Annotated in this window: 19 protein-coding genes; 13 read left to right on the top strand and 6 right to left on the bottom strand. The window is 45.3% G+C overall.

The window, feature by feature from the left end; translation table 11 throughout:
* Positions 1-227: 227 nt before the first annotated feature.
* The 8 genes from QZY09_RS20840 to QZY09_RS20805 all read left to right on the top strand — a co-directional run bounded on the left by QZY09_RS20840 (position 228) and on the right by QZY09_RS20805 (position 10,879).
* Positions 228-2,621, top strand: a complete 2,394-nt coding sequence (locus tag QZY09_RS20840; RefSeq protein WP_367119252.1) for a TonB-dependent receptor — start codon at positions 228-230, stop codon at positions 2,619-2,621.
* Between the two features lie 7 nt (positions 2,622-2,628).
* Positions 2,629-3,246, top strand: coding sequence for a nicotinamide riboside transporter PnuC (pnuC, locus tag QZY09_RS20835; protein ID WP_295675660.1), 618 nt, complete (start codon positions 2,629-2,631; stop codon positions 3,244-3,246).
* Between the two features lie 560 nt (positions 3,247-3,806).
* Positions 3,807-4,904 (top strand): acyl-CoA dehydrogenase, encoded by a 1,098-nt coding sequence (locus QZY09_RS20830; protein WP_295675659.1) that lies wholly within the window; start codon positions 3,807-3,809, stop codon positions 4,902-4,904.
* A gap of 210 nt (positions 4,905-5,114) precedes the next feature.
* Entirely contained in the window at positions 5,115-6,839 is a 1,725-nt protein-coding gene (pafA, locus tag QZY09_RS20825) for an alkaline phosphatase PafA (RefSeq protein ID WP_295675657.1), read from the top strand.
* Between the two features lie 110 nt (positions 6,840-6,949).
* Complete coding sequence (locus QZY09_RS20820; protein ID WP_295675655.1) at positions 6,950-7,576, top strand: thiamine phosphate synthase; 627 nt, start codon at positions 6,950-6,952, stop codon at positions 7,574-7,576.
* A gap of 123 nt (positions 7,577-7,699) precedes the next feature.
* Positions 7,700-8,269: a thiamine diphosphokinase gene (locus QZY09_RS20815; RefSeq protein WP_295675653.1), complete on the top strand. Its 570-nt coding sequence runs from the start codon at positions 7,700-7,702 to the stop codon at positions 8,267-8,269.
* Positions 8,270-8,547: 278 nt separating this feature from the next.
* A complete protein-coding gene (locus QZY09_RS20810) occupies positions 8,548-9,657 on the top strand; it encodes a DUF6515 family protein (RefSeq protein ID WP_295675650.1) in 1,110 nt (369 codons plus the stop codon).
* Between the two features lie 148 nt (positions 9,658-9,805).
* A complete protein-coding gene (locus tag QZY09_RS20805) occupies positions 9,806-10,879 on the top strand; it encodes an SGNH/GDSL hydrolase family protein (protein ID WP_295675649.1) in 1,074 nt (357 codons plus the stop codon).
* A 54-nt stretch (positions 10,880-10,933) separates the two neighbouring features.
* On the opposite strand, the gene QZY09_RS20800 is transcribed toward QZY09_RS20805, so the two are convergent.
* A complete protein-coding gene (locus tag QZY09_RS20800; protein WP_295675646.1) occupies positions 10,934-11,362 on the bottom strand; it encodes a PepSY-like domain-containing protein in 429 nt (142 codons plus the stop codon).
* A 182-nt stretch (positions 11,363-11,544) separates the two neighbouring features.
* Between QZY09_RS20800 and QZY09_RS20795 the strand changes: the two genes are divergently transcribed.
* The 3 genes from QZY09_RS20795 to QZY09_RS20785 all read left to right on the top strand — a co-directional run bounded on the left by QZY09_RS20795 (position 11,545) and on the right by QZY09_RS20785 (position 14,128).
* Positions 11,545-11,826 (top strand): hypothetical protein, encoded by a 282-nt coding sequence (locus QZY09_RS20795; protein ID WP_295675643.1) that lies wholly within the window; start codon positions 11,545-11,547, stop codon positions 11,824-11,826.
* 147 nt (positions 11,827-11,973) lie between these two features.
* Entirely contained in the window at positions 11,974-12,966 is a 993-nt protein-coding gene (locus tag QZY09_RS20790) for a DUF2157 domain-containing protein (RefSeq protein ID WP_295675641.1), read from the top strand.
* Positions 12,953-14,128 carry a hypothetical protein gene (locus QZY09_RS20785; RefSeq protein WP_295675638.1) on the top strand — a complete coding sequence of 392 codons (1,176 nt, stop codon included), beginning with the start codon at positions 12,953-12,955 and terminating at the stop codon, positions 14,126-14,128. The genes QZY09_RS20790 and QZY09_RS20785 overlap by 14 nt, the downstream gene beginning before the upstream one ends.
* An 88-nt stretch (positions 14,129-14,216) precedes the next feature.
* On the opposite strand, the gene QZY09_RS20780 is transcribed toward QZY09_RS20785, so the two are convergent.
* The 4 genes from QZY09_RS20780 to QZY09_RS20765 form a co-directional block, all read right to left on the bottom strand.
* Positions 14,217-16,352, bottom strand: a complete 2,136-nt coding sequence (locus tag QZY09_RS20780; RefSeq protein WP_295675636.1) for a xanthine dehydrogenase family protein molybdopterin-binding subunit — start codon at positions 16,350-16,352, stop codon at positions 14,217-14,219.
* A 121-nt stretch (positions 16,353-16,473) separates the two neighbouring features.
* Positions 16,474-18,642: a xanthine dehydrogenase family protein molybdopterin-binding subunit gene (locus QZY09_RS20775; RefSeq protein WP_295675634.1), complete on the bottom strand. Its 2,169-nt coding sequence runs from the start codon at positions 18,640-18,642 to the stop codon at positions 16,474-16,476.
* A 113-nt stretch (positions 18,643-18,755) separates the two neighbouring features.
* On the bottom strand, positions 18,756-19,736 hold the full coding sequence (locus QZY09_RS20770) for a xanthine dehydrogenase family protein subunit M (RefSeq protein WP_295675632.1): 981 nt from the start codon (positions 19,734-19,736) through the stop codon (positions 18,756-18,758).
* Positions 19,733-20,377 (bottom strand): (2Fe-2S)-binding protein, encoded by a 645-nt coding sequence (locus QZY09_RS20765; RefSeq protein ID WP_295675629.1) that lies wholly within the window; start codon positions 20,375-20,377, stop codon positions 19,733-19,735. Before QZY09_RS20765 ends, QZY09_RS20770 begins: the two co-directional genes overlap by 4 nt.
* 231 nt (positions 20,378-20,608) lie before the next feature.
* Here QZY09_RS20765 and QZY09_RS20760 point away from each other — a divergent pair, with 231 nt between their 5' ends.
* Complete coding sequence (locus QZY09_RS20760; protein WP_295675626.1) at positions 20,609-20,815, top strand: hypothetical protein; 207 nt, start codon at positions 20,609-20,611, stop codon at positions 20,813-20,815.
* A 40-nt stretch (positions 20,816-20,855) separates the two neighbouring features.
* On the top strand, positions 20,856-21,131 hold the full coding sequence (locus tag QZY09_RS20755) for a type II toxin-antitoxin system RelE/ParE family toxin (RefSeq protein ID WP_295675624.1): 276 nt from the start codon (positions 20,856-20,858) through the stop codon (positions 21,129-21,131).
* 100 nt (positions 21,132-21,231) lie between these two features.
* Here the strand turns inward: QZY09_RS20755 and QZY09_RS20750 are convergent.
* On the bottom strand, positions 21,232-22,756 hold a 1,525-nt coding region (locus QZY09_RS20750), incomplete at its 5' end, for a thioredoxin-like domain-containing protein (RefSeq protein WP_295675623.1).

The following is a 22,756-nucleotide window of genomic DNA, read 5'->3' as shown; positions in this document are numbered from 1 at the left end:
GCAGGTTATTTTACCAAACTGAAAGACAGGCTGAGATCAAACCCATGCCCCCCGCCCCCCTGAAGGGGGAGTAAAAAGCTTTTTGGCTTATTACTCCACCCCCTTTAGGGGGCCGGGGGGCTGCACCTGATCCGGGTAATGCCGGCGTAGGGAGAGGTAACAAGTTAAGTGTACTGCGTATTCACCCTGATGCGGAGATGGTTTAACTAAATTTATTAATAATCATTTTGAAAAATTTATTTTCGGCGTTATTCGCCCTGCTGCTGCCTGTGATGGCCGCGGCCCAATTCTCTGTTTCCGGTAAAGTAACCGACCAGCAAACCGGTGATGCACTGCCCGGCGCAACTATCAGCTTGTCAAATCCTGCAATAAGTACTGTTGCAGATGCTAATGGCAGGTATCATTTTAATAATTTAAAGGCCGGCACCTACAACTTGAAAGTTTCATTTATCGGCTACCAGGTAATTACCAAATCTGTTTCGGTAAACGCTGATGCGGTAAGCGATTTCGCACTAAAACCCGGCTCACTGTTTACCGAAGCGGTTACCGTAAACGCCACCCGTGCTACCCAAAACTCACCTACCGCTTTTACCGATCTCAGCAAAAAAGACATCGATAAAAACAATTCCGGCCGGGGTTTTGAATATTTGCTGGAGCAAACCCCTTCGACGGTGGTTACGTCAAACGCCGGGGCTGGTGTGGGCTATACCAGTATCCGCATTCGCGGATCGGATGCTAACCGAACCAATGTAACACTCAATGGTATCCCGCTAAATGATGCGGAAGACCAGGGCGTATATTTTGTCGACCTGCCCGACCTGGCATCTTCTGTAGAAAACATCCAGGTGCAGCGTGGGGTTGGAACCTCCACAAATGGCGCGGGCGCTTTTGGTGCAAGCATCAACATCCAAACCACCACCCGGCATGATTCGGCTTATGCCGAGCTGAATAATTCGGCAGGGTCATACGGAACTGTAAAAAATACAGCGGCATTTGGCACCGGCTTGCTGGGCGATCATTTTAGTTTTGACGGCCGCTTATCCAGGATGCGTTCCAACGGTTATATCGACCGCGCCTCCTCCGAACTGAAATCCTTCTTTTTAAGCGGGGCTTATTATGGTAAAAAAAGCGTGCTTCGCCTCAACGTATTTTCGGGTTACGAAAAAACCTACCAGGCCTGGGACGGCGTACCCGAAGATAGTGTTAAAGCAGGTAACCGCCGGTATAATGAGTTGGGGTATATCAATTCAAGCAATAGCTTTTATAAAAACCAAACCGATAATTATACTCAAAATTATTACCAGCTGCTTTACAACCAGCAGCTAAGTGATAAACTATCATTCAGCGGCGCTTTACATTATACCAAAGGCTTTGGGTATTATGAAGAATACCGAAATGCGGATTCGTTAAAGAGTTACGGGGTAACACCGGTGGTAGTAGGCGGCACTGCCATTGAGGCGACCGACCTGGTGCGCCGTTTATGGCTCAATAACGATTTCTATGGCCTCACTTATAATTTAAATTATAAGCCCAATAAAAATTTTGATGGTATAGTTGGCGGCGCTTATAATGAATACAAGGGCGCTCACTATAATAATATTGAATGGACGCAGGAAAGCACCAATATTCCGCCTGACTATCAATATTCCCGCAACGATGCTAAAAAAACAGATTTTAACATTTTTGCCCGTGCCGAATATCATTTAGGCAAAGTGTTGTTATATGGAGATCTGCAATACCGGCATATTAACTATTCGTTTTTAGGGTTTGACGAAAGCCTTAACAATGTGCAGCAGGCGGTGGGGCTTAATTTCTTCAATCCTAAAGCAGGCATTACCTGTCAGCTTAATGACAACAGCAATGTATATGCATCGATAGCGGTAGGCAACCACGAACCTAACCGCAGCGATTACACCAACTCTTCACCGCAAAGCCGCCCGAAGCCAGAAAATCTGACAGACCTGGAACTGGGTTACCGGATCAACGAAAGCACTTTTAGCGGAAGCATTGATGGCTTTTACATGCTGTACAAAAACCAGCTGGTATTAACCGGCTCGCTTGATGATGTTGGAGAAGCTATCCGCACCAATATAAAAGATAGCTACCGCGCCGGAATTGAAGCCAGCGCCCGCATTAAAATAGCCCAGGCTTTAAGCTGGTATGTAAACGCTACGGTAAGCACCAATAAAGTGAAAAACTTTGAACAGTACCTGCAAAACTACGATACCGGCACGCTTGACGGGACGCTTTACAAAACAAGCAACATCGCTTACTCGCCTGATTTTACAGGATCAAGCACCATCAGCTACCACCCTTTAAAAAATGCTGAGATTGCTTTTATCACCAAATACGTAAGCCGCCAGTACCTGGATAATACTTCAACCCTAAGCCGTTCACTCGATGCCTATGTGGTAAACGATTTACGGCTTAACTATAATTTCAGCATGAAGGGTGTAAAAAACGTGGGGTTAAGTTTGCTGGTCAATAATATTTTCAGCGAAAAGTATCAATCGGACGGGGCAACCTATCCTGATATTGAAAGCGGAAAAGTAGTGAACTACAATTACTTCTTCCCGCAGGCGCCCATCAACTTTTTATTAGGGTTAAACCTTAAGTTTTAACATGATTATGCACCATTGGATCGCGCTTTTTAACGAACAAATCAAGGAAACCAGCCTGCTGCAATGGCTTGCCGTTATATTGGGTGTTGCCGAAGTTTTGTTTGCTTTGTATGATAAGATCTGGCTGTACCCTACCGGTATCATAAGTACCATCATTGCCATATACCTGCTGCTTACGGTGCAGCTTTATGCGGATTCGGCCTTAAACGTTTATTACCTGGTAATGAGCGTTTATGGATGGGTGCATTGGGCAAAAAAGAAGCAGGGCCCGGAAGTGGTTATCTCCTGGTCGGGTAAAAAGGATTGGCTGATCAGTTTATCTATCTCGATAGGCGGCTGGCTGATCCTATACCTGTTGCTTAAATATTTCACGCCATCCAATGTGCCGGTTTGGGATGCCCTGGTATCGTCAACTGCCTGGGCGGGGATGTGGCTGCTGGCCAAAAGGAAAATTGAAAACTGGATCTTCCTGAACATTTCAAACCTGTTTGCCATTCCCTTATTGTTTTATAAGCAACTGCCGCTTTTTGCCGCGCTAACCTTGTTTTTGTTTGTAATTGCTTTTGGAGGATTATATAAGTGGATAAAGATCTGCAAAGCCCGGCAAACGGTTATCACGGTTTAGCGATTGAGAACTCACATAATATGCATTGTAACTAATTGAACAAATGAGTGATATGGCAACTCCACTCTTGAGAGGGGGTGCGGCCGGACGTGTTGTGGCGGGGGTGTGTTAGCCGGCATGCTGATGAATACCCCCCTACACCCCAAGAGAGTAATGTCACTAACGTTGCCAAGTTAATGTCGAATAACGAACAGAGAATATCGAATAATGAAGTGGAGAATTTGAAATTGGATATTCGAAATTCTGTATTCGATATTAACTCGCCAACCTTTATTGGTTTAAGTAAACTGAGTTCGATATAGCAATTGGATATCAAAATAGCATGCTCCGCCTCGTGGCGGACTACCGCTTTGTATAAACCAAATACCAGGGATAATTGCCACGTCAGTGGCTACCCTTCGCGAATTGGGTAGCCGCTGACGCGGCAAAATTCAACGTTTGAACGTTGTGCTACAAAGCGGTAGTCCGCCACGAGGCGGAGCAAAGGTTTTTTATATCGAATTCACGTTAAGTTAGCACCTCTGATAATTTAAAATGTTATAACTATTTTAAAAGATCTTATGAAAACAGAACATCCCTCAACGCTTTTATCCCCGGATATCGTAAAAACCATCAGAGCTTCCGCTTCTGCAGCCGAGCAATTGGGCAAGATCCATCCGGATCAGCTGGCTATAGTTTATGAGCAAAAATGGTTTAAACTGCTTGTTCCGGCTGTTTATTCTGGGCTCGAAAAATCTTTGTCAGAACTGGTTCGCCTTGAAGAAAGCATTAGCTGGGCTAATGGCAGCCTGGGCTGGGTAGTTACTTTATGCTGCGGTGCTGGCTGGTTTGGCGGCTTTATTGCAGCGGGAAAAGCGACAGAAATATTTGGATCGACGGAGGTATGCCTGGCTGGCAGCGGTGCAGCCACCGGCGAAGCTGTAATAACGCCAAACGGCTATAAAATTACCGGCAAGTGGAAATATGCCAGCGGGGCGCATCACGCCACGCATTTTACAGCCAACTGTATTATCAAAAACGGTGAAGAAGTGGTTTTAAATGACGATGGCACCCCGCTGGTATTGCCTTTTATATTTGAACGCGGCAAAGTAAATATTTTGCCGGCGTGGAAATATACCGGTATGGTGGCTACGGGCAGCGATGCTTTTGAAACGCAGGGCATTGAAGTAAACAAATTGAATTGTTTTCAAATAAACCCCAATGCCGCTATCGTTAAAACACCCCTCTATCAATATCCCTTTTTACAATTAGCTGAGGCAACCCTTGCCGCAAATATTTCGGGTATGGCTATCCATTTTATGGATTTGTGCAAAACTATTTTCGCTGAGAAACAGGAACAGGAAAAACTATCCCGGCTACAAAAAAACTTACTTAAAGATCTTTTGACCAAAGCGGAAAATGAAATTACTAAAACCCGGAAGGTATTTTATCAAGCTGTTGATCTGTCGTGGCTTACCTCAGCGTCAGGGGTTGCTGATAATAAAGCGATGAAAGCTGTAAGCAAAACAAGCCGCAGATTAGCTAAAACAGCAAGAGAATGTGTCGACCAGCTTTACCCTTATTGCGGCTTGATCGCGGCAAATACCGAATCGGAGATCAACCAGGTATGGCGCGATATTCATACCGCAAGCCAGCATTCGTTACTAACTTTCCTGTAATATTGAAATGATTTCACCGATTTTTATTTGATTACACCGATTAAAAACAGGAAACGGTGTAATCCATTTCTAAAAATCGGTGTAATCGTTTAAAAAAAATCGGTGTAATCTTCCCCTAATCGGCGTAATCCCCACCCAAAACATTGTTAACAAAAATATCACATTGGAATTTAATTGCTTTGCGGATATTTGGCTGCTTAATCATTCAGCATGAAGATCAAACATTTACTTGTTATAGTATGCGCTTTTACTGCCGTTTCTGTATCGGCACAAACAAAAAAGAAAAAGACTCAAGCCGTTACTACTATTGCCGATAATTTTGGGCGTGTTGTACCGGATAACTCCTTGCCCCGCCCTAAATTAGTAGTGGGTATCGTAGTCGACCAGATGCGCTGGGATTACCTTTACCGTTATTACGACCGTTACCAGGACAATGGCTTTAAACGCTTATTAAACCAGGGCTTCAGCTGCGAAAATACCCAGGTTGATTATATCCCGACCTTTACCGGTCCCGGCCATACCTGCATCTACACAGGCTCGGTACCTTCCATCCATGGCATCGCCGGAAATGATTTTATTATCCAGGCCACTGGGAAATCGATGTATTGTACAGAAGACACCTCCGTGCAAACCGTTGGCAGCGAATCAAAGGCAGGCCAAATGTCGCCAAGGAATTTACTGGTGACCACTGTTACCGATGAGCTCCGCCTGGCGACCAATTTCAGGTCGAAAGTTATCGGCATCGCTTTAAAAGACCGTGGCGGCATTTTGCCGGCCGGCCATACGGCAAATGCAGCTTATTGGTTTGATGATAAAACCGGCAACTGGATCACCAGTACCTATTACATGAAGGCCCTGCCGCAATGGGTTAAAGATTTTAACGACCAGAAACTGGCGGAAAACTATTTGAAACTGGATTGGAATACACTTTATCCTAAAGATACCTACCTGCAAAGCACTGCTGACAGCACCAAATACGAAGGCAAATTTAAGGGCATGACTGCACCAACCCTGCCGGTAAAAACCTCAGGCATATATAAAGGCAATTTAGGTTTGATCCGCTCAACCCCTTATGGCAATACCTTTACGCTCGACCTTGCCGTTGCCGCCATCAATGCCGAAGAATTAGGGCAGCACCCCGTAACCGACTTTTTAGCGGTTAGTTTATCCTCTCCTGATTATATTGGCCACCAGTTTGGGGTAAATGCTGTTGAAATTGAAGATACTTACCTGCGCCTGGACCGAGATATCGCTAATTTTTTAGTTTATTTAGATGCCAAGGTTGGTAAAGGGAATTATACCGTTTTCTTAACCGCCGATCACGGCGCGGCACATAACACTGCTTTTTTAAATGATCATAACATTCCTGCAGGTGTTTGGGACGATGGCGCGGCCTTGAAGGACCTGAATAAGTTTTTATTGGATAAATATAAAGTTGACGGCCTGGTATTAAGCCTTGCCAATTACCAGGTAAACTTTAATTACAGCATTGTAAATTACCTGCACCTCGATGAAGATGTCCTGAAAAAAGATTGTATCGGTTATTTTGAAAAACTGCCCGAAGTTGCCTTTGCGGTAGATATGAAAAAGGCTGCAACCGCAGCTATCCCGGAAGCCTTGCGCACGCGTATCGTCAACGGGTACAGTATTGAACATAGCGGCGAAGTGCAAATTATTTTAAAGCCTGCTTACTTTACCGGCCATGGGTCGGGAGATAACGGCCCAACCGGCACCACACATGGCACCTGGAACCCGTACGACAACCACATCCCGCTGGTATTTATGGGCTGGGGCATCCAGCATGGCAGCATCACCCGCGAAACCCATATGACAGATATTGCCGCAACCATCGCCGCACTATTACACATCCAGGCGCCAAACGGCAGCATCGGGCAACCGATCAGCGAGGTGTTGAAGAAGACCGAAAGTCAGTAAAGTCGGAAAAGTCCGAAAGACAAAAAGAGCAGTGAATTTAGGCGCGTTTAAAAAACAAGAAAATTAATCTTTCGGACTTTCCGGACTTCCGGACTTTCCGACTCGAAGCTATGAAAAAATACATATCCAAATTCCACTATCTGACACAGGACCTGCCCGACCGCAGTCATGTTAAACAGGTGATAATGGCCTGCGGGGCCGGCGCCAACTGGATCCAGTACCGCTGCCTCACAAAGCCGGATGACGAATTGATTGACGAGATTGGCGAGATCGCTGAGATCTGTGATGAATGGGGCGCCACCCTTATCCTTACCAATCATTATCACCTGTTGGAGAGGGTTGACGCGCAAGGTGTGCATATTGAAGATTTTGATGCCGATTTTAAGGCGGTCCGAAAGGTCATCGGTGACGATAAGACCCTTGGTGCTTCGGCAACAAATATCAAACGGTTAAAACATGTTCAGGCTACCGGCGTAGTTGATTATTGCGGCTACGGCCCATTTGCACATACCGAAACCAAACCCAACAACGAAGCGCTGCTTGGTTTTGAAGGGTATCGAGAATTACAGCAACACCCTGAAATTGAGATCCCGGTTATCGCAGTTGGGGGCATTCAAATAACTGATGCAGCCAAATTGATAGCAACCGGTGTTTATGGAATTGCCGTATCTGCAGCGGTAAACCTGTCAATTGATCCTGTAGCTGCGCTAAAGGAGATTTATCAGAAGATATATTAGTATATTTGGTCTGAACCCGAATTTGTCGAATTAAAGAATTTGTCGAATTTTTATCGCACAAAAAATCGGGAATTCTGCTAATTCCATTAATTCAAAAAATTCGAGTTCAGACAACAATCAGCCATGTCATCTCACCATATCGTCCGCGAAAAACAGGAACCCGCATTATTGGTGCTCGGGCTTGATGGGTTTCCCGAAGAAATGCTCGGGCAATTGCTGGAGTGGAGCCCGACGGTGATCGCTACGGCACAAACCGCAGAAAATTTGGTTTCCAGGGGGATCAAAATAGATTGGATCATCACCAACGGTACAGATGAGGTGCTGCAATCAGATGTTAAGCTGATGTCATGCGGCGATTGCAACCTGAGCGATGCCGCTTTGGAGTTCCTTGCCGGCAATGAATATTCAGCGGTTAATATTATAGCCGACGAATTTAAGCTGGAAGATTACGAACCTTTTGCAGATAAAATAAACCTGGTTATTTTTAATGACCATCAAAAAATATACCCCATCGTATCAGGCTTTAGCAAATGGAAACAAGCGGGTGAAACGGTTAAGATCCTTGAGCCTGCCGATGACCTTATTTTAAACGGGCTCAAAAAAATAACCGGACAGGTATTTGAAACCACCGCCGACGGCTTTTTTACCATTTGCTTTAACCAGCCTTTTTTGTTTATTGCCGAAGAACTTTAACCACATAGCGACTCGTTACATCTCAAAATCCAACGGGCATCATTTTCATCCTAAAATATACATTGTTGCAATTAATTTATTAATTTTACATAACATTACTTTTTAATATAAACAGGGATACTGCGTCGTTTGTAACAATCCTGAATAAGGACGGGCAAAAAGCGGTTTATGCTTATATTTAAAAAATTAATTTCAATAAAATTAAACCAAATAAAATACGTTGAGTCTAAATAATACATTAAAACCAGAACCGGCTTTTCTATTAATCATCCAAAGACATGAAAACACGATATAAAAAACTGATTTACACCGCTTCGGGTACACTTTTGTGCCTGTTTGTAGCGGGAACAGCCTTTGCCCAACGCCCTGCAGGTGGCGGAGGCGGTGGTGGCGGCAGCCGTCCGTCCGGCGGTGGTGGCGGAGGCAGCAGCGTTTCCAGCCCAAGGCCTTCGGGCGGCGGTGGTGGCGGCAATGTAGCCGTTAGCAGGCCCTCTGTAAGCAGCTCAAACGGCTCGCGCCCTTCGGGTGGTGCTGGTATGGCTCCGCGAGGTACAAGCGTACAACCGCAGCAGCGTACAAATACTTATGTTAACCGCCAGGGTGTTGCGCCAAGGGGTAGTTATGGTTATGCGCCGCGCACCGGCATTTCAGTTAACGGCAATTTTGGCAATGCGCCACGGACAGGTGTTGCACCAAGGGGTAATTATGGTTACCCGCAACGCACCGGCGTAGTAGCGCCGCGCGTGGGCGCAAGCCCGGGTACTTCGGCTTTTGCTGTTAACGCCTACCGCTCTTCACCCAGGGTAGGTTACGGACAGGGAAGTTATTGGGGTAACCACGGTTATTACCATTACAACCGCGGTTACTATGATACCTATTACGGCGTAAATCTTGGTTTCAGTTGCAGGGCCTTATCTTATGGCTATTACCCTTTCTTTTGGGGCGATTACCAATATTATTTCTGCAATGGTTTGTTTTATACCTATGATAACGAACAATATACCGTTGTTGAACCACCTGTTGGTGCCGAAGTAACTACTTTACCCGAGAAATCGCAGTCCATCATCATCAACGGACAACAGTATTATGAGCTGAACGGCGTTTATTACCAGGCGGTTACCAAGGACGACGGAACAGTAGTTTACATGGTTGCTGGTAAAGATGGTGTGTTAAACACCGATAATGTACAGAACGACGACCAGCCGCAAGGGCCGCAAATGGGTGATATTGTAACCCAGTTACCGCCGGACTGCCGCAAAATAAAAGTTAGCGGCCAAAAATTATGGGTATCTCCGGACGGTGTTTACTACCAGGAACTGGTGGACGATAAGGGCCTTAAAACCTATAAGGTTGTTGGGCTTCCAACTGATGAACCTGAACAAAACTAAGTTTAAAATTTTCAATATAAAAAAAGCGGCAAGCATAAAACCTGCCGCTTTTTTTATGACCCGGGTTTTGAAAAACCCCTCAATAAACGTTATAATAGTATTAATTTGGCGTTGCCATTTTGCTTAAGTTTACGACAACACGCTTACCATGAAACGTATTATCTACCTGTTACTGCCCGCAATACTTTGCTGCTCATTTGCGAATTCAAAAAAGCATGCTGACCTGAAGTTTTTTGCAGCCGATGATCCCCATATCCAATACGTTGGCCGGATCGACTTTTCAAACCTGCAAATGCCGCGGTTCTGGGCCCCCGGCGTTTACATCACAGCTAAGTTTAAAGGATCAAAATGCCTTATACTCATCAACGATGAAGCCGGCGGCACCAACCACAATTACCTGGAGATCGTGATCGATGGAAAAAATCCTTATCGGATACAATTGACTGGTAAAATGAATGAAATCAGCGTTCCGGACGGGCTTGCAGGCGGGGACCACACCCTCCTGATCTGTAAAGACACGGAGTCAAACACCGGCTACATTGAGTTTGCAGGCCTTAAATGCGAAAAACTGCTTCCGCTCCCTGCCAAACCCAAACGCAGGATCGAATATTTCGGCGACTCCATTACCAGTGGTACCGGGATGGACCAATCATTGGTTGCCTGCGGCAAAGGGCAGTGGCACGATCAGCATAATGCTTACATGAGCTACGGCGCGAGGACCTCAAGAAACCTGGATGCGCAATGGCAATTAACCGCGCAGGCAGGCATTGGCCTGGTACATAGCTGCTGCGATATGCATATGGTGATGCCGCAGATCTTTGATAAGGTATATTTCAGGGGTGACACCATAGCATGGAACTTTGATAATTATATACCAGATGTAGTTACCATTTGCCTGGGGCAGAACGATGGCCCGAAACAGGATTCAGCCTACTTTTGCAACGCCTATATCAATTTTATCAAAGCGATCAGAAGTCATTACCCCAAATCTGAAATTGTTTGTTTAACCAGCCCAATGGGCGATCAAGCCCTAACGAGCGTCCTGCAGCGCTATCTCAAAGCAATAACAGGCAATTTAAATGCGTCTGGGGATCAAAAGGTATACAAATACTTTTTCTCGCGTCAATACCATAATGGCTGCGATGGCCACCCCGATATCGATGAACATGAACTGATCGCCGGTGAGTTAACGGGCTATATTAAACAATTAAAAGGGTGGTAAACAAAAGCCGCCCCATAACGGCGCGGCTTTCAATCAAATTACACCTCCCAAAATTTAATCTTTCTTCAGGAAGTTTCCGTTTTCGTCGAAGATTAGGTCGCCGCCTTTAACTTCTGCTTCATACATGGTCTTCCCGGCGGCATCGGTTACTTTGCCCGCTTCTGTTATTTTTGCTCCTTTATAATGCGCCTTTACATAAGTTGCCACATTTTTTGGTAAGGCGGTTACCGGGATAGCTTTTACTATTTCGACAAATACACCAACAGGCGTAAACTGAACAGAGTTATCTTCGCCAGATTTGCCGCCCCAGTTAGCTTCATAATTGCCTTTCTCTTTTTCCCAGCCTACTTTGGTGGCTTCCGGATACTTTTTTGATAGTGCTGATTTTACGACAGCAGGAACATCGCTGGTTCTGATGTCCTGTGCCCTTAGGCCGCCCGCTATTAATAGAATAGCGCCTGCCGATAATAATATTTTCTTCATGGCCGATATTTATTTAATCAATAATAGGGGTATATTCTGTAGAAAGGCTGATAGCATGTTGTAGAAATTTGGGATAATTTTATTCCGGACTGGCCAGTCTAAAACATTTTAAATACCATCCGGGTTCAAAAGCACCCATAAGCCCGTTAATTATAAGTACCTTTACTAAAATCCCTGTGGTCATGATCCTGTTCTCACGTAAAAATCTACATTATTCCGATTACAAATGGACTGCCTATGTGCAGCATGATCCGCGCGTGACAGGTAAGCCCGATGAAACCCTTTTTAACAAGGAAGAGGGCAATGAAATGGTGTACCTTATTAACAAACTCATGTCCCTTTGGGACTACCGTTTTTCCAACACCGGCAATAAAATGGAAAAACTTATCCACGATAAACTCCCCGCAGAAATCACCAAACAGGACGAAGTGCAGGTTTGGTTAAAGGAAAATCTGAAGTTTTAGTCTTGTTGTTGGAATATTGCAAAGTTGTATAAACGCTTCGGCCTAACATTCCAGCTTTACAACCTTTCAACCTTACAACAAATGCTAACTTATTCAAACTAATTTGCTATACTTGATAAGAGAATGCCTTAGGCCCCTTATACGATTATGGTGGATGAAAATCTTTATGTTAACCTGCTTTCAGAAGGGTTGATCAGCGCTGAATCTTTTGAAAAAATAAAACAAAAAGATGCGGAACCGCTATTTTCTGTCCATTGGGAAATAAAAACCTTGCTTTATTTGGGCATTTTACTACTTACCACGGGGCTTGGTTTATTGGTTTACGAAAACATCGACAGCATTGGCCATGTATTTGTATTGCTGTTTATAGCATTGATCTGCATTGGTTGTTTCGGGTATTGTTTTAAGTACAAGCTCCCATTCAGTACTTCAAAAGTAAAATCGCCTAATGCCGCGTTTGATTATATTTTGCTGCTCGCTGCAACCAGTTTTGTAATTTTTACGGGCTACCTGCAATACCAGTACAAAGTTTTTGGCATTCATTACGGCATGGCCACCTTTGTACCGATGCTGGTGCTGTTTTTCGTCGCCTATTACTTTGATCACCTGGGCATTCTGAATATGGCCATTGCATGCTTAGCCGTTTGGATGGGGGTAACGGTAACGCCCCGCGACCTGCTGGAGAAATTCAACATTAACAGCTCTACCATCATTTATACCTATCTTACTTTAGGTGTATTGCTGATCATAAAAGCTTTTGCAACTAATTATTTCAGCATTAAAAAACACTTTGGCTTCAGTTACCAGCATTATGGCGTACATGCAATCTATATTTCGCTGCTTTCTGGTTATTTTCATTTTTATGATTTTCCTTTTGCCCTGGCGTGGCTGCTTGGAATTGGGGTTCTTTCCTATTTTTTGTATAAAGATGCTACCAGGCAAAATTCGTTTTATTTTTTATTGCTGATTATCTTATACAGCTACGTCGCCATCAGCAGCCTGGTGATCCGGATGTTTTCAGGGGGCTATAATACCGGCGCTACTGCGCTCATCTTTATGTATTTTATTGCCTCGGCAATAGGGCTGGTTTTAATATTGATCCATTTTAACAAAAAATTAAAGCAGTATGATCAGTTATAACAAAACCTGGCTGGCCAGCCTCCGGGTGAAGGCTCAGCTGCATCAAGAACTTAAGCAAGGAAATATTACCAAAGAAGAATTTGCTGCTATTAACGAAAAATACCCGGTTGGCTTTTACACGCCAAATATATTGGGGCGCATAGGCTTATTTATATTAACTATCGTTATTGTCGTTTTTACCGATGCTTTATTATCGCTGATGGTCGGCCAATCTGCGGAACGCGCAGGCTGGTTCTGTTTCCTTTCACTATTAAGTTATGTGTCGCTGGAGCTGATCGTTCACTTTAAATTCCATTACCGGTCTGGCGTTGATGACGCGCTCCTGGTACTATCAGGCATAGTTTTTACAGGTACCGTTTATTACTTAATTTATGGCGGCAATGGCAACACAGATAAGTTGTCACTTTCAGAGATGATTTTTATCGTAAGCCTTTGGTTAACAATCCGGTTTAACGATATGCTGGCGGCTGCTTTTTGCTCAGGCGCTTTTTTTGCGATCATCCTGTTTGGCTGGACCAGAACAGGATCCATGGGCGTAGAAACCGCCCCCTTTGTAATGATGTTTGCGGCAGTATTTGTTTTTTTGCGTTTGTCTTACTACAAAAACAAAAGGGCACTGGTCAATTATCAAAACAGCCTGTTGATTGCACAAATTGTTGGCCTGGTAGTGTTTTACGCCGCAGGCAATTACTACGTAGTGCAGGTTTTGGGTGATGAGTTGAAAGGCATTGATATCACCACGCATACTGCCGTACCTTTCGGCGTATTTTTTTGGGTGTGGACGATGCTGCTTCCATTAATTTACGTTGCTATTGGGTTGATGCGTAAAGATAAACTGTTTATCCGTGTCGGCATGGTATTGGTCGCCGCCGCAGTCATCACCTATAAAAACTATTACCACCTGTTGCTGGTCGATGTAGAATTTACCATTGCGGGAGCGGCACTGCTGGCCCTTGTTTACGGAATTACCCGGTACCTTAAAACCCCGCAACATGGGTTCACCAAAGAAGATATTGACGAAGATATTAAGGCTGATGAAATTAACGTTGAATCTGTAATGGTTGGCAGCGCATTTACCGGCACCCCAACCGCACCGGCAGACAACGGCGTAAAATTCGGCGGCGGCGATTTCGGCGGCGGCGGTGCAAGCGGAGGATTTTAGGAGTTGTTGGAATGTTGTAAAGTTTAAAGGTTATTTTAGCTGCAATCCTAACATTCCAACTTTACAACCTTTCAACCATGCAACAACCTCACACCAACTTATCCGGCGTAATCGGCAAATCCCTTACCCGTTTCCCGGTGGCATTAAATACAGCATTGGCTAAAGCTGCGGCTACGCCGATGGTAGCAATCTCGCCCATGCCTTTGGCTCCCATAGGGTTGATATAGGGGTCGGGTTTATTCACAAATAAAGCTTCACATTGCGGGATATCTGCCTGTACAGGCACATGGTAATTGGCGAAATCATTATTCACCAAACGGCCATAACGATGATCGATCACCACTGCTTCGGTCAGTCCCATGCCTGTCCCCATAATGGTGCCGCCGATGATCTGGCTGCGGGCAGTTTTCTGGCTGACAATAGTACCGCAATCCGCTACTGAAACTGCCTTATCAACCTTAACGACGCCGGTTGTTGGGTGTACCAGTACTTTCATAAAATGCACCGACCACGAGAACATGGCATATTTAGCCATATCAGGACCGCCTTTTGAGGTAACGGTAACTTCAACAGCCGGTAAATTATGCTGCTGTAATATTTGTGCGTAACCTCCGCTGCCGCCTTCCACATTACCGCTTAGCTCTTTTAATTTTTGTTTCAGCTGAACACAGGCATCATTAACCGCCGAACCTACGGTTGAGGTAATGGCCGATCCGCCCTGGGTTGGGGATGGCGGTAAAGAAGAATCTCCGATCTTCACCCTGATATTGCCGGCGGGGATCCCCATCACATCCGAGGCGACCTTTGTCATAAAAGTACCCGTCCCCGGGCCGATATCGGTAACCGCAGTTTGTACATCCAGCGTGCCATCCGCCAGTAACCTTGCGATAACGGTAGCGGCGCCACGGTAAGCGCCGAACATGCCGGAAGCCATGCCATAGCCCGAAAGCCAGCCGTTTTCCATTACTATGCCCGGTTGGGCATGGCGTTTGCTCCAGCCTATAGCATCGGCGCCCATTTTATAGGCATCGCTTAAAAACTTGCTTGAATAAGGCTTGCCGCTCAGCGGGTCAGTATCGGCATAATTGCGCAGGCGCAGCTCAATCGGGTCGATGTTGAGCGCATGTGCAAGTTCATCCATGCCACACTCCAGCGCTATGGCACCTGTCGCTTCACCCGGACCGCGCATAGGGGTGGGCGTATTTACATTTAAAGAAGCAAGCCTGTATTTGGTATCCACATTAGGGCAGGCATACATCAGCTGGCTGATATTGACCACCCCTTCGGTAAAATCTTCATAAACGGAGGTTTGCCCGGTAGCCTGGTGACTGATGCCCACCAGTTTACCATCCGCGGTGGCCCCCAGCCCGATCTTTTGCCAGGTATGCGGCCGGTATCCAACGGCGGTAAACATATCGGCACGGCTCAAAACCAATTTAACCGGTTTTTTTAGCAGTTTAGCAGCCATCACCGCGGCAATTTCATGTGGCCAGGTACGTAAAGCGGCCCCGAATGCCCCGCCTACAAAAGGCGCGGTAACCTGCACATTGGCAGGCTGTAATTTAAATGCCTGGGCAATATTGCGCTGCGTACTTACTACCCCCTGGGTTTTATCATAAACGGTTACCTTGTCGTCGCCATCCCAGTTGGCGATAATGGCATGCAGCTCCATGGGGTTATGCACGTTGGTGGGTACCAGGTATTCCTGCTCTATTTTTACCGCGGCGGTTTTATAGGCTTCTTCCTGTCCGCGCAAATAATCTTTGGCATTATGCGGTGATACGCCTTTATCCAGGTTTTTGGTCAGCTGGGTTTCAAATGGTGTTTTGTTGTAGGTAACATCAATCAATCCGCTGGCAAACTGCGCCCGCTCAAATGTATCTGCCAGCACCATAGCCACCGGCTGCCCGTTAAACCAGATCTTTTCGTCGTAAAATATCCTTAGCATACCTTTTGCCCCCGCAGGTGTATCCTGGTACCCCGGAACTTTAGGCGCGTTTAGATAAGTGATCACCGAGATCACTCCCGGCGCGCTTTCTGCCTTTTTAGTGTCTATACTTTTAATCGAACCACTGGTAATGGTACTCCCCGCCAGCACAGCGTACACCATCCCTTTGGTATAGTACTCCGCCGAATATTTGGCTTTACCGGTAACCTTTAACCGGCCATCCACACGGCTTAATCCATCGGTAGCTGATGGATTTTTTGCGATTTTGTTTTCCATGGTATTTTAGTCATTAGGTCATTGGGTCATTAAGTCATTTCTAATTGCGCCCGATAACAATATCATTCTAAAACAATTCAAACTTATTACAACAACTACAACCTTTACAACTCATTACAACCTAACTCACCACATCCCACTCTACCAATTTATCCGGTGTGATGGGTAAGGTCCTGATGCGTTTACCGGTGGCGTTATAAACAGCATTGGCAACCGCTGCGGCCATGCCGATCAGCGAGATCTCGCCCATGCCTTTTGCGCCAATGGGGTTAATAATAGGGTCGGGCTTGTTAACAAAAAGCGCCTCTATCTGCGGGATATCTGCATTTACAGGCACATGGTAGTCGACAAAGTTGCTGTTTACCAACCTGCCATAGCGGTGGTCGTAAACCGCTTCTTCAGTTAAGGCCATGCCAATGCCCATTACTGCGCCGCCAATGATCTGGCTGCGTGCCGTTTTCGGGCTGATAATGCGGCCTGAATCCGCTACGCAGGCAACCTTATCTACCTTAACCACCCCGGTTGCCGGGTGTACATGCACCACAACAAAATGCACCGACCAGGAATACATCTGGTATTTATCCACCTCACTGCCCGCCTTTGAATCGGTAACCACCTCAAGCTTATTCAGGTTATGTTCCTTCAATACTTTCACATAATCGGGCTGGTCCTTCCCGCCATTACCGATCAGTTGTTGGAATTTTTCCTTCAGATCGGTACAGGCCATATAAACTGCCGAACCCACACTGGAAGCGATGGTAGAGCCGCCCTGCTGCGGCGCGTTAGGATATGATGAATCGCCGAGATCAAACCTCACCTTTTCTGCCGGGATGCCCATAGTTTCGGCGGCGACGGCTACCATAGCGGTACCCGTACCGGGCCCGATATCACTCACTGCGGTTTGTAAAACCAGCATCCCGTCGGCCATCATGGTAGCCTTTACGGTTGCAGGTTCCCGGTCGGCGCTAAAAACGCCACCGCTAACACCATAGCCTACCAGCAAGCCGTCTTTGGTAACCGAACCAGGTTTCGCACTGCGCTCGCTCCAGCCAATATGCTCCGCGCCCATTTTATAGGCTTCGTTTAAAAACTTACTTGAATAGGGTTTATTGCTCTGCGGATCTGTTTCTGCATAATTCTTCATCCGCAATTCAATCGGGTCGATGTTCAGCTGGTAGGATAATTCATCTATAGCCGACTCCAGCGCGAAAGTACCGGTCGCCTCGCCCGGGCCGCGCATCCAGATGGGCGAGCCTACATTCAGCGAAACAATTTTATAATGCGTATCCACGTTGGGGCAGGCGTACAAATACCGGCTCACGCCCGTAGGGAATTCAGCAAAATCTTCATAGGCCGAAGTTTGCCCTACAGCGTTGTGCGTAATACCTACCAGTTTTCCGTCAGCCGTTGCGCCAATGCCTATTTTTTGCCAGGTATGCGGCCGGTAGCCTACCGAGGTAAACATATCCTGCCGTGAAAGCAATAGTTTAACCGGGCGCTTAACCACTTTGGCGCCAATAACAGCCGCAACCTCATGCGACCATACCTGCAGTGCGCTGCCAAAAGCCCCGCCCACAAATTTTGAATTCACCTGGATATTTTCAGGCGGCAGCTTAAAAAAAGCCGCCAGTTCATTTTGGGTTTCTTTTACGCCCTGGGTTTTTGTCCATACGGTAAATTTATTTTCCGCGTCCCAGCGGGCAATGCAGGCATGCAGTTCCATGGGGTTATGCACCTCGCTGGGGATAATATATTCCTGCTCCAGTTTTACAGGGGCGGTGTTCCAGGCGGCCACTGTTCCCCGGCTGTATTCAGGCGTCATCCCAAACATCTCGCCGGGAGTAAAGCCCTTGTCTAAATGATCGGTAAGCCTGGTGATATGTTTGTCTTCTGTATATTCAGCCTTCACCAGCGACCCTGCAAATTGCGCGCGCTCAAAAGTATCAGCAATAACCAGGGCGATGGGCTGCCCGTTAAAAACGATCTTATCATCATAAAAAACCCGCAGGGGGCTTTTCTCAGGTTCGGGCTTGCCCTTTTCAGGAACATACCCCGGAACTACGGGTGTATTAAAATGGGTGATCACCGCCAGTACGCCCGGCGCCCGCAGCGCTTTTTGGGTATCGATAGATTTTATTACCCCTTTGGTGATGGTACTGCCCACCAGCACACCATAAACCAGGCCGGAAAGTTCATATTCTGCTGAATATTTGGCTGCGCCGGTCACTTTCAGGCGGCCGTCAACCCGGCTGGGGCCGGTTGAGGATTTGGGATGATTTAATTTGTTCATTTGTTGTTGTAAGGGTGGTATTGTTGGAATGTTAGAATGTTGTAAAGTTGAACGGTTAATATATCTGGTTGGCATTAAAACAACCTTACAACCTTTCAACATTGCAACAAAATTTACACTATTCCGGCAGCATGCTTCAGGGCCTCCACAATACTTGCCGGGGCAAGCTTTAGTTTAAAGGCATTGTTTTCATATGCTTTTGCACCTTGCATAGCTATTTGCGCGGCCTGTTTAAAGGTATCCTCAGATACGGGTTTTCCCTCCATAAATTTCTCGGCCTCAAATAATCGCCACGGTTTATGCGCCACACCACCCATAGCCAAACGGGCCTTTTTAATGGTTGTGCCGCTAAGCTCCAAAGCAGCCGCTACCGAAACCAGGGCGAAGGCGTAGGATTGCCTGTCGCGTACCTTCAGGTAATAGCTGTTCTTGGCGAAATTATTATCAGGGATGTCCACACCGATGATCATTTCATCCTTTGCCAAATGGTTATCCAGTTCCGGATGATCATCAGGCAGGCGGTGGAATTCGTTAAATGGAATGAGCCGTTGCCCTTTTTTACCCACTACGATCACCGAGGCGCCCAGGGCCGCCAATGCTACGCACATATCGCTGGGGTGTACCGCAATACATTTATCGCTTGCGCCAAAAATGGCATGCATCCGGTTATAGCCCTCCAAAGCGCCGCAGCCGGTACCCGGTTCGCGTTTGTTGCAGGGCATGGTGGTATCATAAAAATAGGTGCAACGGGTGCGCTGCATGATATTGCCGCCAACCGTGGCCATATTGCGCAGTTGCTGTGATGAGCCGGCCCTTAGCGCCATACTGATCAATGGCTGTTTTTGCAATACCAAAGCATCCTCGGCTACCGCGCTGTTTAACGCCAGTGTGCCTAAATGGATGCCTGTTTTTGTCGGAGTGATGCCTTTTAACGGCAAATGGGTAATATCCACCAGTTTATCCGGGGCAATGATGCCATGTTTCATATGGTCGACCAAATTGGTGCCTCCGGCTATGATCTTGGTGCCCGGTTTGCTGATCGCATCCAGCACACTTTGCTGTGTGGACGCACGCTGGTATTGGAATTGCTTCATATCGCCATTCCTCCTTCCTTCACTTCCTGTATGGCGTTAACAATATTGGGGTAGGCCCCGCAGCGACAAATATTCCCGCTCATATACTCGCGGATCTCGTGTTCCGAGTTGGCATGACCTTCGCGCACGCAGGCCACTGCCGACATGATCTGCCCGGGGGTACAATACCCGCATTGGAAACCGTCGTGTTTTAAAAAGGCTTCCTGCATCGGGTGCAACTGGTCGCCTTTGGCCAGGCCCTCAATGGTGGTTACTTTTTTGCCGTTCACCATAATGCCTAACGTGAGGCAGCTGTTTACCCTATGCCCGTCAACATGTACGGTGCAGGCGCCGCACTGGCCCATATCGCAGCCTTTTTTGGTACCGGTAAGGTCAAGTTGTTCGCGCAGGATATCCAGCAGGGTGCTGCGTGGCTCCACCATCAGGTTATGGGCAACGCCATTGATCTCCAGGTGGAGGGGCATTTTTTCAAATACCTGTGCAAGCCTTTCGTCCATGTGCATTTCGGCAGCCCTGGCAGCGGCAACCGGGGTAAGGGCAACGGCAGTCATTAAAGCCGATTTTTTTAGGAAATCGCGGCGTGAATTATCCTTAACGTCCGATTCCTCCACCGGCCGGGAGTGGTTTTTTTCTTTTTCCATAAAGGGATTTGCTTAGCAACATCCAAGTTAGGATTTTTTTGTAAACTGAAAGTACTCCAACAAATAATTTACAAAAAGAGTAGTGAGGTTGGGGTGTCGCCGGTTAATATTTATTTGCGAAATGCATTGTAATGAATACGACTGAGAAATGGGAACACACTAAATGAAATGTGATCTGGCCTTCTATTTATTCATTACCTATCGGGGAATAAATTTTGTATTTTTGTTATTATGAAATTTGTATTGGATGTTAAAGAAAGTAAGGCGGGGGCGCTATTGGCGCTCTTAAATGACTTGCCTTATGTAAAAACCAAACTACTTACACCTTACAAGGCAAAGATAATGGAAGACATCAAAGAATCGGTTGATGAAATGAACCTGATGTTGTCCGGCAAATTGGAAGCCCGTGATGCAGACGAATTATTGAATGAGTTATAAGGTTAAGTTTATACCGAAATTCGAAAAAGAACTTAAGCGTTTGTCCAAAAAATTCCCATCGCTTAAGGCAGATTTCGCGGCGCTTCTTAAATCCCTCAAAGAAGACCCCTCACAAGGCACATCCCTGGGTAACGATTGTTATAAGGTCCGCATGGCGATTACCAGTAAAGGAAAAGGCAAATCCGGTGGAGCAAGGGTAATTACCTGTTTTAAAATTATACGTGGCACGGTTTACCTGTTAACTATATTTGATAAAAGTGACCAGGAAAATATTGCTGATAAAGAACTGTCAGCACTACTCAAATTTATTGATTGAGGATTGGTTTATGTCTTGTAGTCAGCATTGTTTATCCGAAGTCAAAGACTTCGAATAGCAGAGGGAACGATTGTCATTTTAACGCAATAGCATTGATTTTTCACGATCGGGCAACTTCTATTTCATGGATCATCGCCTGGAGATTCACCGGGTATTTTGTCGCTGTTTGCTTGTAACTGCCATCCTTTTTTACAATAATGTAAGTCGGGTATCCGGATGATTTTACTTTTTCCATAATATCACTGGTTAATTTAGAGTTAGCCAAAATGTGTTCGCCTTCAATTTGGAAATAGGCAATTTGTTTTTTCCACTCTTTTTCATGCCCAACGTCAAAATTGGCGATATATAAAAACAGGACGTTTTTCCCTTTAAAATGCGATCTTAACGCGGCAGCATTTTTTTCTATTTCCTCTCTGCAAGGTCCGCACCAGGAGCCCCACATATCTATTAATACAGTTTTTCCTTTTGTTAATGCTAATACATCCTTAAATGAAGTTAGGTTTGCACCATTGTTTTTGAGAAAAACAATTTTTCTGGTAAGCGCCTGCTGCTGTTTCTTAACTACCGCTGCTATCGGATCGCTATATCCTTTAAGGTATAAACCCGAAGGGTATTTCTTCCTAAAATGATCAAATAGTAATACCGTTGACGGGTAGTCGGCTTGGTAGTATTCAAATTTTAATGCCTGACCATAAGCGTATTCAGCTGTTTTCCCTATAAAGTATTTATCTATAATTTTTTTTAGTAAGATTCCTTTTTGCGCATAATTGAATAACTCTTTACCCTTAATGGTATCAGAATGAAACCATTTTTTATAAAATAATACAGGCTGGTTTCTATATTCCATCGCAAGTGCTTCTGTTTCCCTCATCAAAAAATTATCAATCAAGTGCGTGTAATTATAAGCCGTTAACGCATCATTATTGCTCAACTTAATGGTTGAAAATACGCTATCCTGTATTTTTTGCCATTGTATTAATTGATCTCTGGATTTGCCGAAATTATTATTGTGACTGAATTCATAATAGTTGATAGGAACAAAATATGCCAAGTTAGCTATAGCCGTTTTTACAAACTCAACTGAAGGCTTGTTTGCTTTAATATATTTGGTCAATATATCTTTATTTGCTAAATATTGTTTGTTTATGGCAGCTATGACACGGTCAGGCGTTTTGTCGCCCTTAAACGGCTGCGTGTCCATATTCGTTAAGGCAAAAATTTCAGGCTGATTATTATTGTTACCTTTTCCTGTTACTATTATTTTATTGTTTTTCTTTGAGAAATCAACTGTTAAAAAAAGCTCATCGCCCGGCGATAAGAAAAGAGAATAGTTAATAAACTTATCATTTAAAAAATATAAAACGAAGTAAGTTGGCTTACCTATGTCCAGCGTATAAATTGCTGAATGATGGGTATCCAATTGAATTCCGGTCACTTTTTTTTTCGTTAAATCATATCGTAATTCCGGATTGTATACATCAATCTCTCCCCTAAAGTTCTTTATCGTAATATGGACCGTTGCACTTTTTGCAAGCACATTTATTAAAAAAAATAAAATCATTAAATTACTTAGCACTAATTTTTTCATACAAACGGTGGTATATTGTTTATAAAATGGCTTTTTT

The sequence above is a fragment of the uncultured Mucilaginibacter sp. genome, assembly GCF_903913935.1.
Taxonomy (GTDB): domain Bacteria; phylum Bacteroidota; class Bacteroidia; order Sphingobacteriales; family Sphingobacteriaceae; genus Mucilaginibacter.
Note: the sequence above shows the minus strand (reverse complement) of the source record. Positions and strands in the feature narration are given on the sequence as shown.

Bases quoted from the DNA above. Each gene is read 5' to 3' on its own strand.
- pnuC (WP_295675660.1), top strand. From the start codon at position 2,629: ATGCACCATTGGATCGCGCTTTTTAACGAACAAATCAAGGAAACCAGC.
- QZY09_RS20830 (WP_295675659.1), top strand. From the start codon at position 3,807: ATGAAAACAGAACATCCCTCAACGCTTTTATCCCCGGATATCGTAAAA.
- pafA (WP_295675657.1), top strand. From the start codon at position 5,115: ATGAAGATCAAACATTTACTTGTTATAGTATGCGCTTTTACTGCCGTT.
- QZY09_RS20820 (WP_295675655.1), top strand. From the start codon at position 6,950: ATGAAAAAATACATATCCAAATTCCACTATCTGACACAGGACCTGCCC.
- QZY09_RS20815 (WP_295675653.1), top strand. From the start codon at position 7,700: ATGTCATCTCACCATATCGTCCGCGAAAAACAGGAACCCGCATTATTG.
- QZY09_RS20810 (WP_295675650.1), top strand. From the start codon at position 8,548: ATGAAAACACGATATAAAAAACTGATTTACACCGCTTCGGGTACACTT.
- QZY09_RS20805 (WP_295675649.1), top strand. From the start codon at position 9,806: ATGAAACGTATTATCTACCTGTTACTGCCCGCAATACTTTGCTGCTCA.
- QZY09_RS20800 (WP_295675646.1), bottom strand. From the start codon at position 11,362: ATGAAGAAAATATTATTATCGGCAGGCGCTATTCTATTAATAGCGGGC.
- QZY09_RS20795 (WP_295675643.1), top strand. From the start codon at position 11,545: ATGATCCTGTTCTCACGTAAAAATCTACATTATTCCGATTACAAATGG.
- QZY09_RS20790 (WP_295675641.1), top strand. From the start codon at position 11,974: ATGGTGGATGAAAATCTTTATGTTAACCTGCTTTCAGAAGGGTTGATC.
- QZY09_RS20785 (WP_295675638.1), top strand. From the start codon at position 12,953: ATGATCAGTTATAACAAAACCTGGCTGGCCAGCCTCCGGGTGAAGGCT.
- QZY09_RS20780 (WP_295675636.1), bottom strand. From the start codon at position 16,352: ATGGAAAACAAAATCGCAAAAAATCCATCAGCTACCGATGGATTAAGC.
- QZY09_RS20775 (WP_295675634.1), bottom strand. From the start codon at position 18,642: ATGAACAAATTAAATCATCCCAAATCCTCAACCGGCCCCAGCCGGGTT.
- QZY09_RS20770 (WP_295675632.1), bottom strand. From the start codon at position 19,736: ATGAAGCAATTCCAATACCAGCGTGCGTCCACACAGCAAAGTGTGCTG.
- QZY09_RS20765 (WP_295675629.1), bottom strand. From the start codon at position 20,377: ATGGAAAAAGAAAAAAACCACTCCCGGCCGGTGGAGGAATCGGACGTT.
- QZY09_RS20760 (WP_295675626.1), top strand. From the start codon at position 20,609: ATGAAATTTGTATTGGATGTTAAAGAAAGTAAGGCGGGGGCGCTATTG.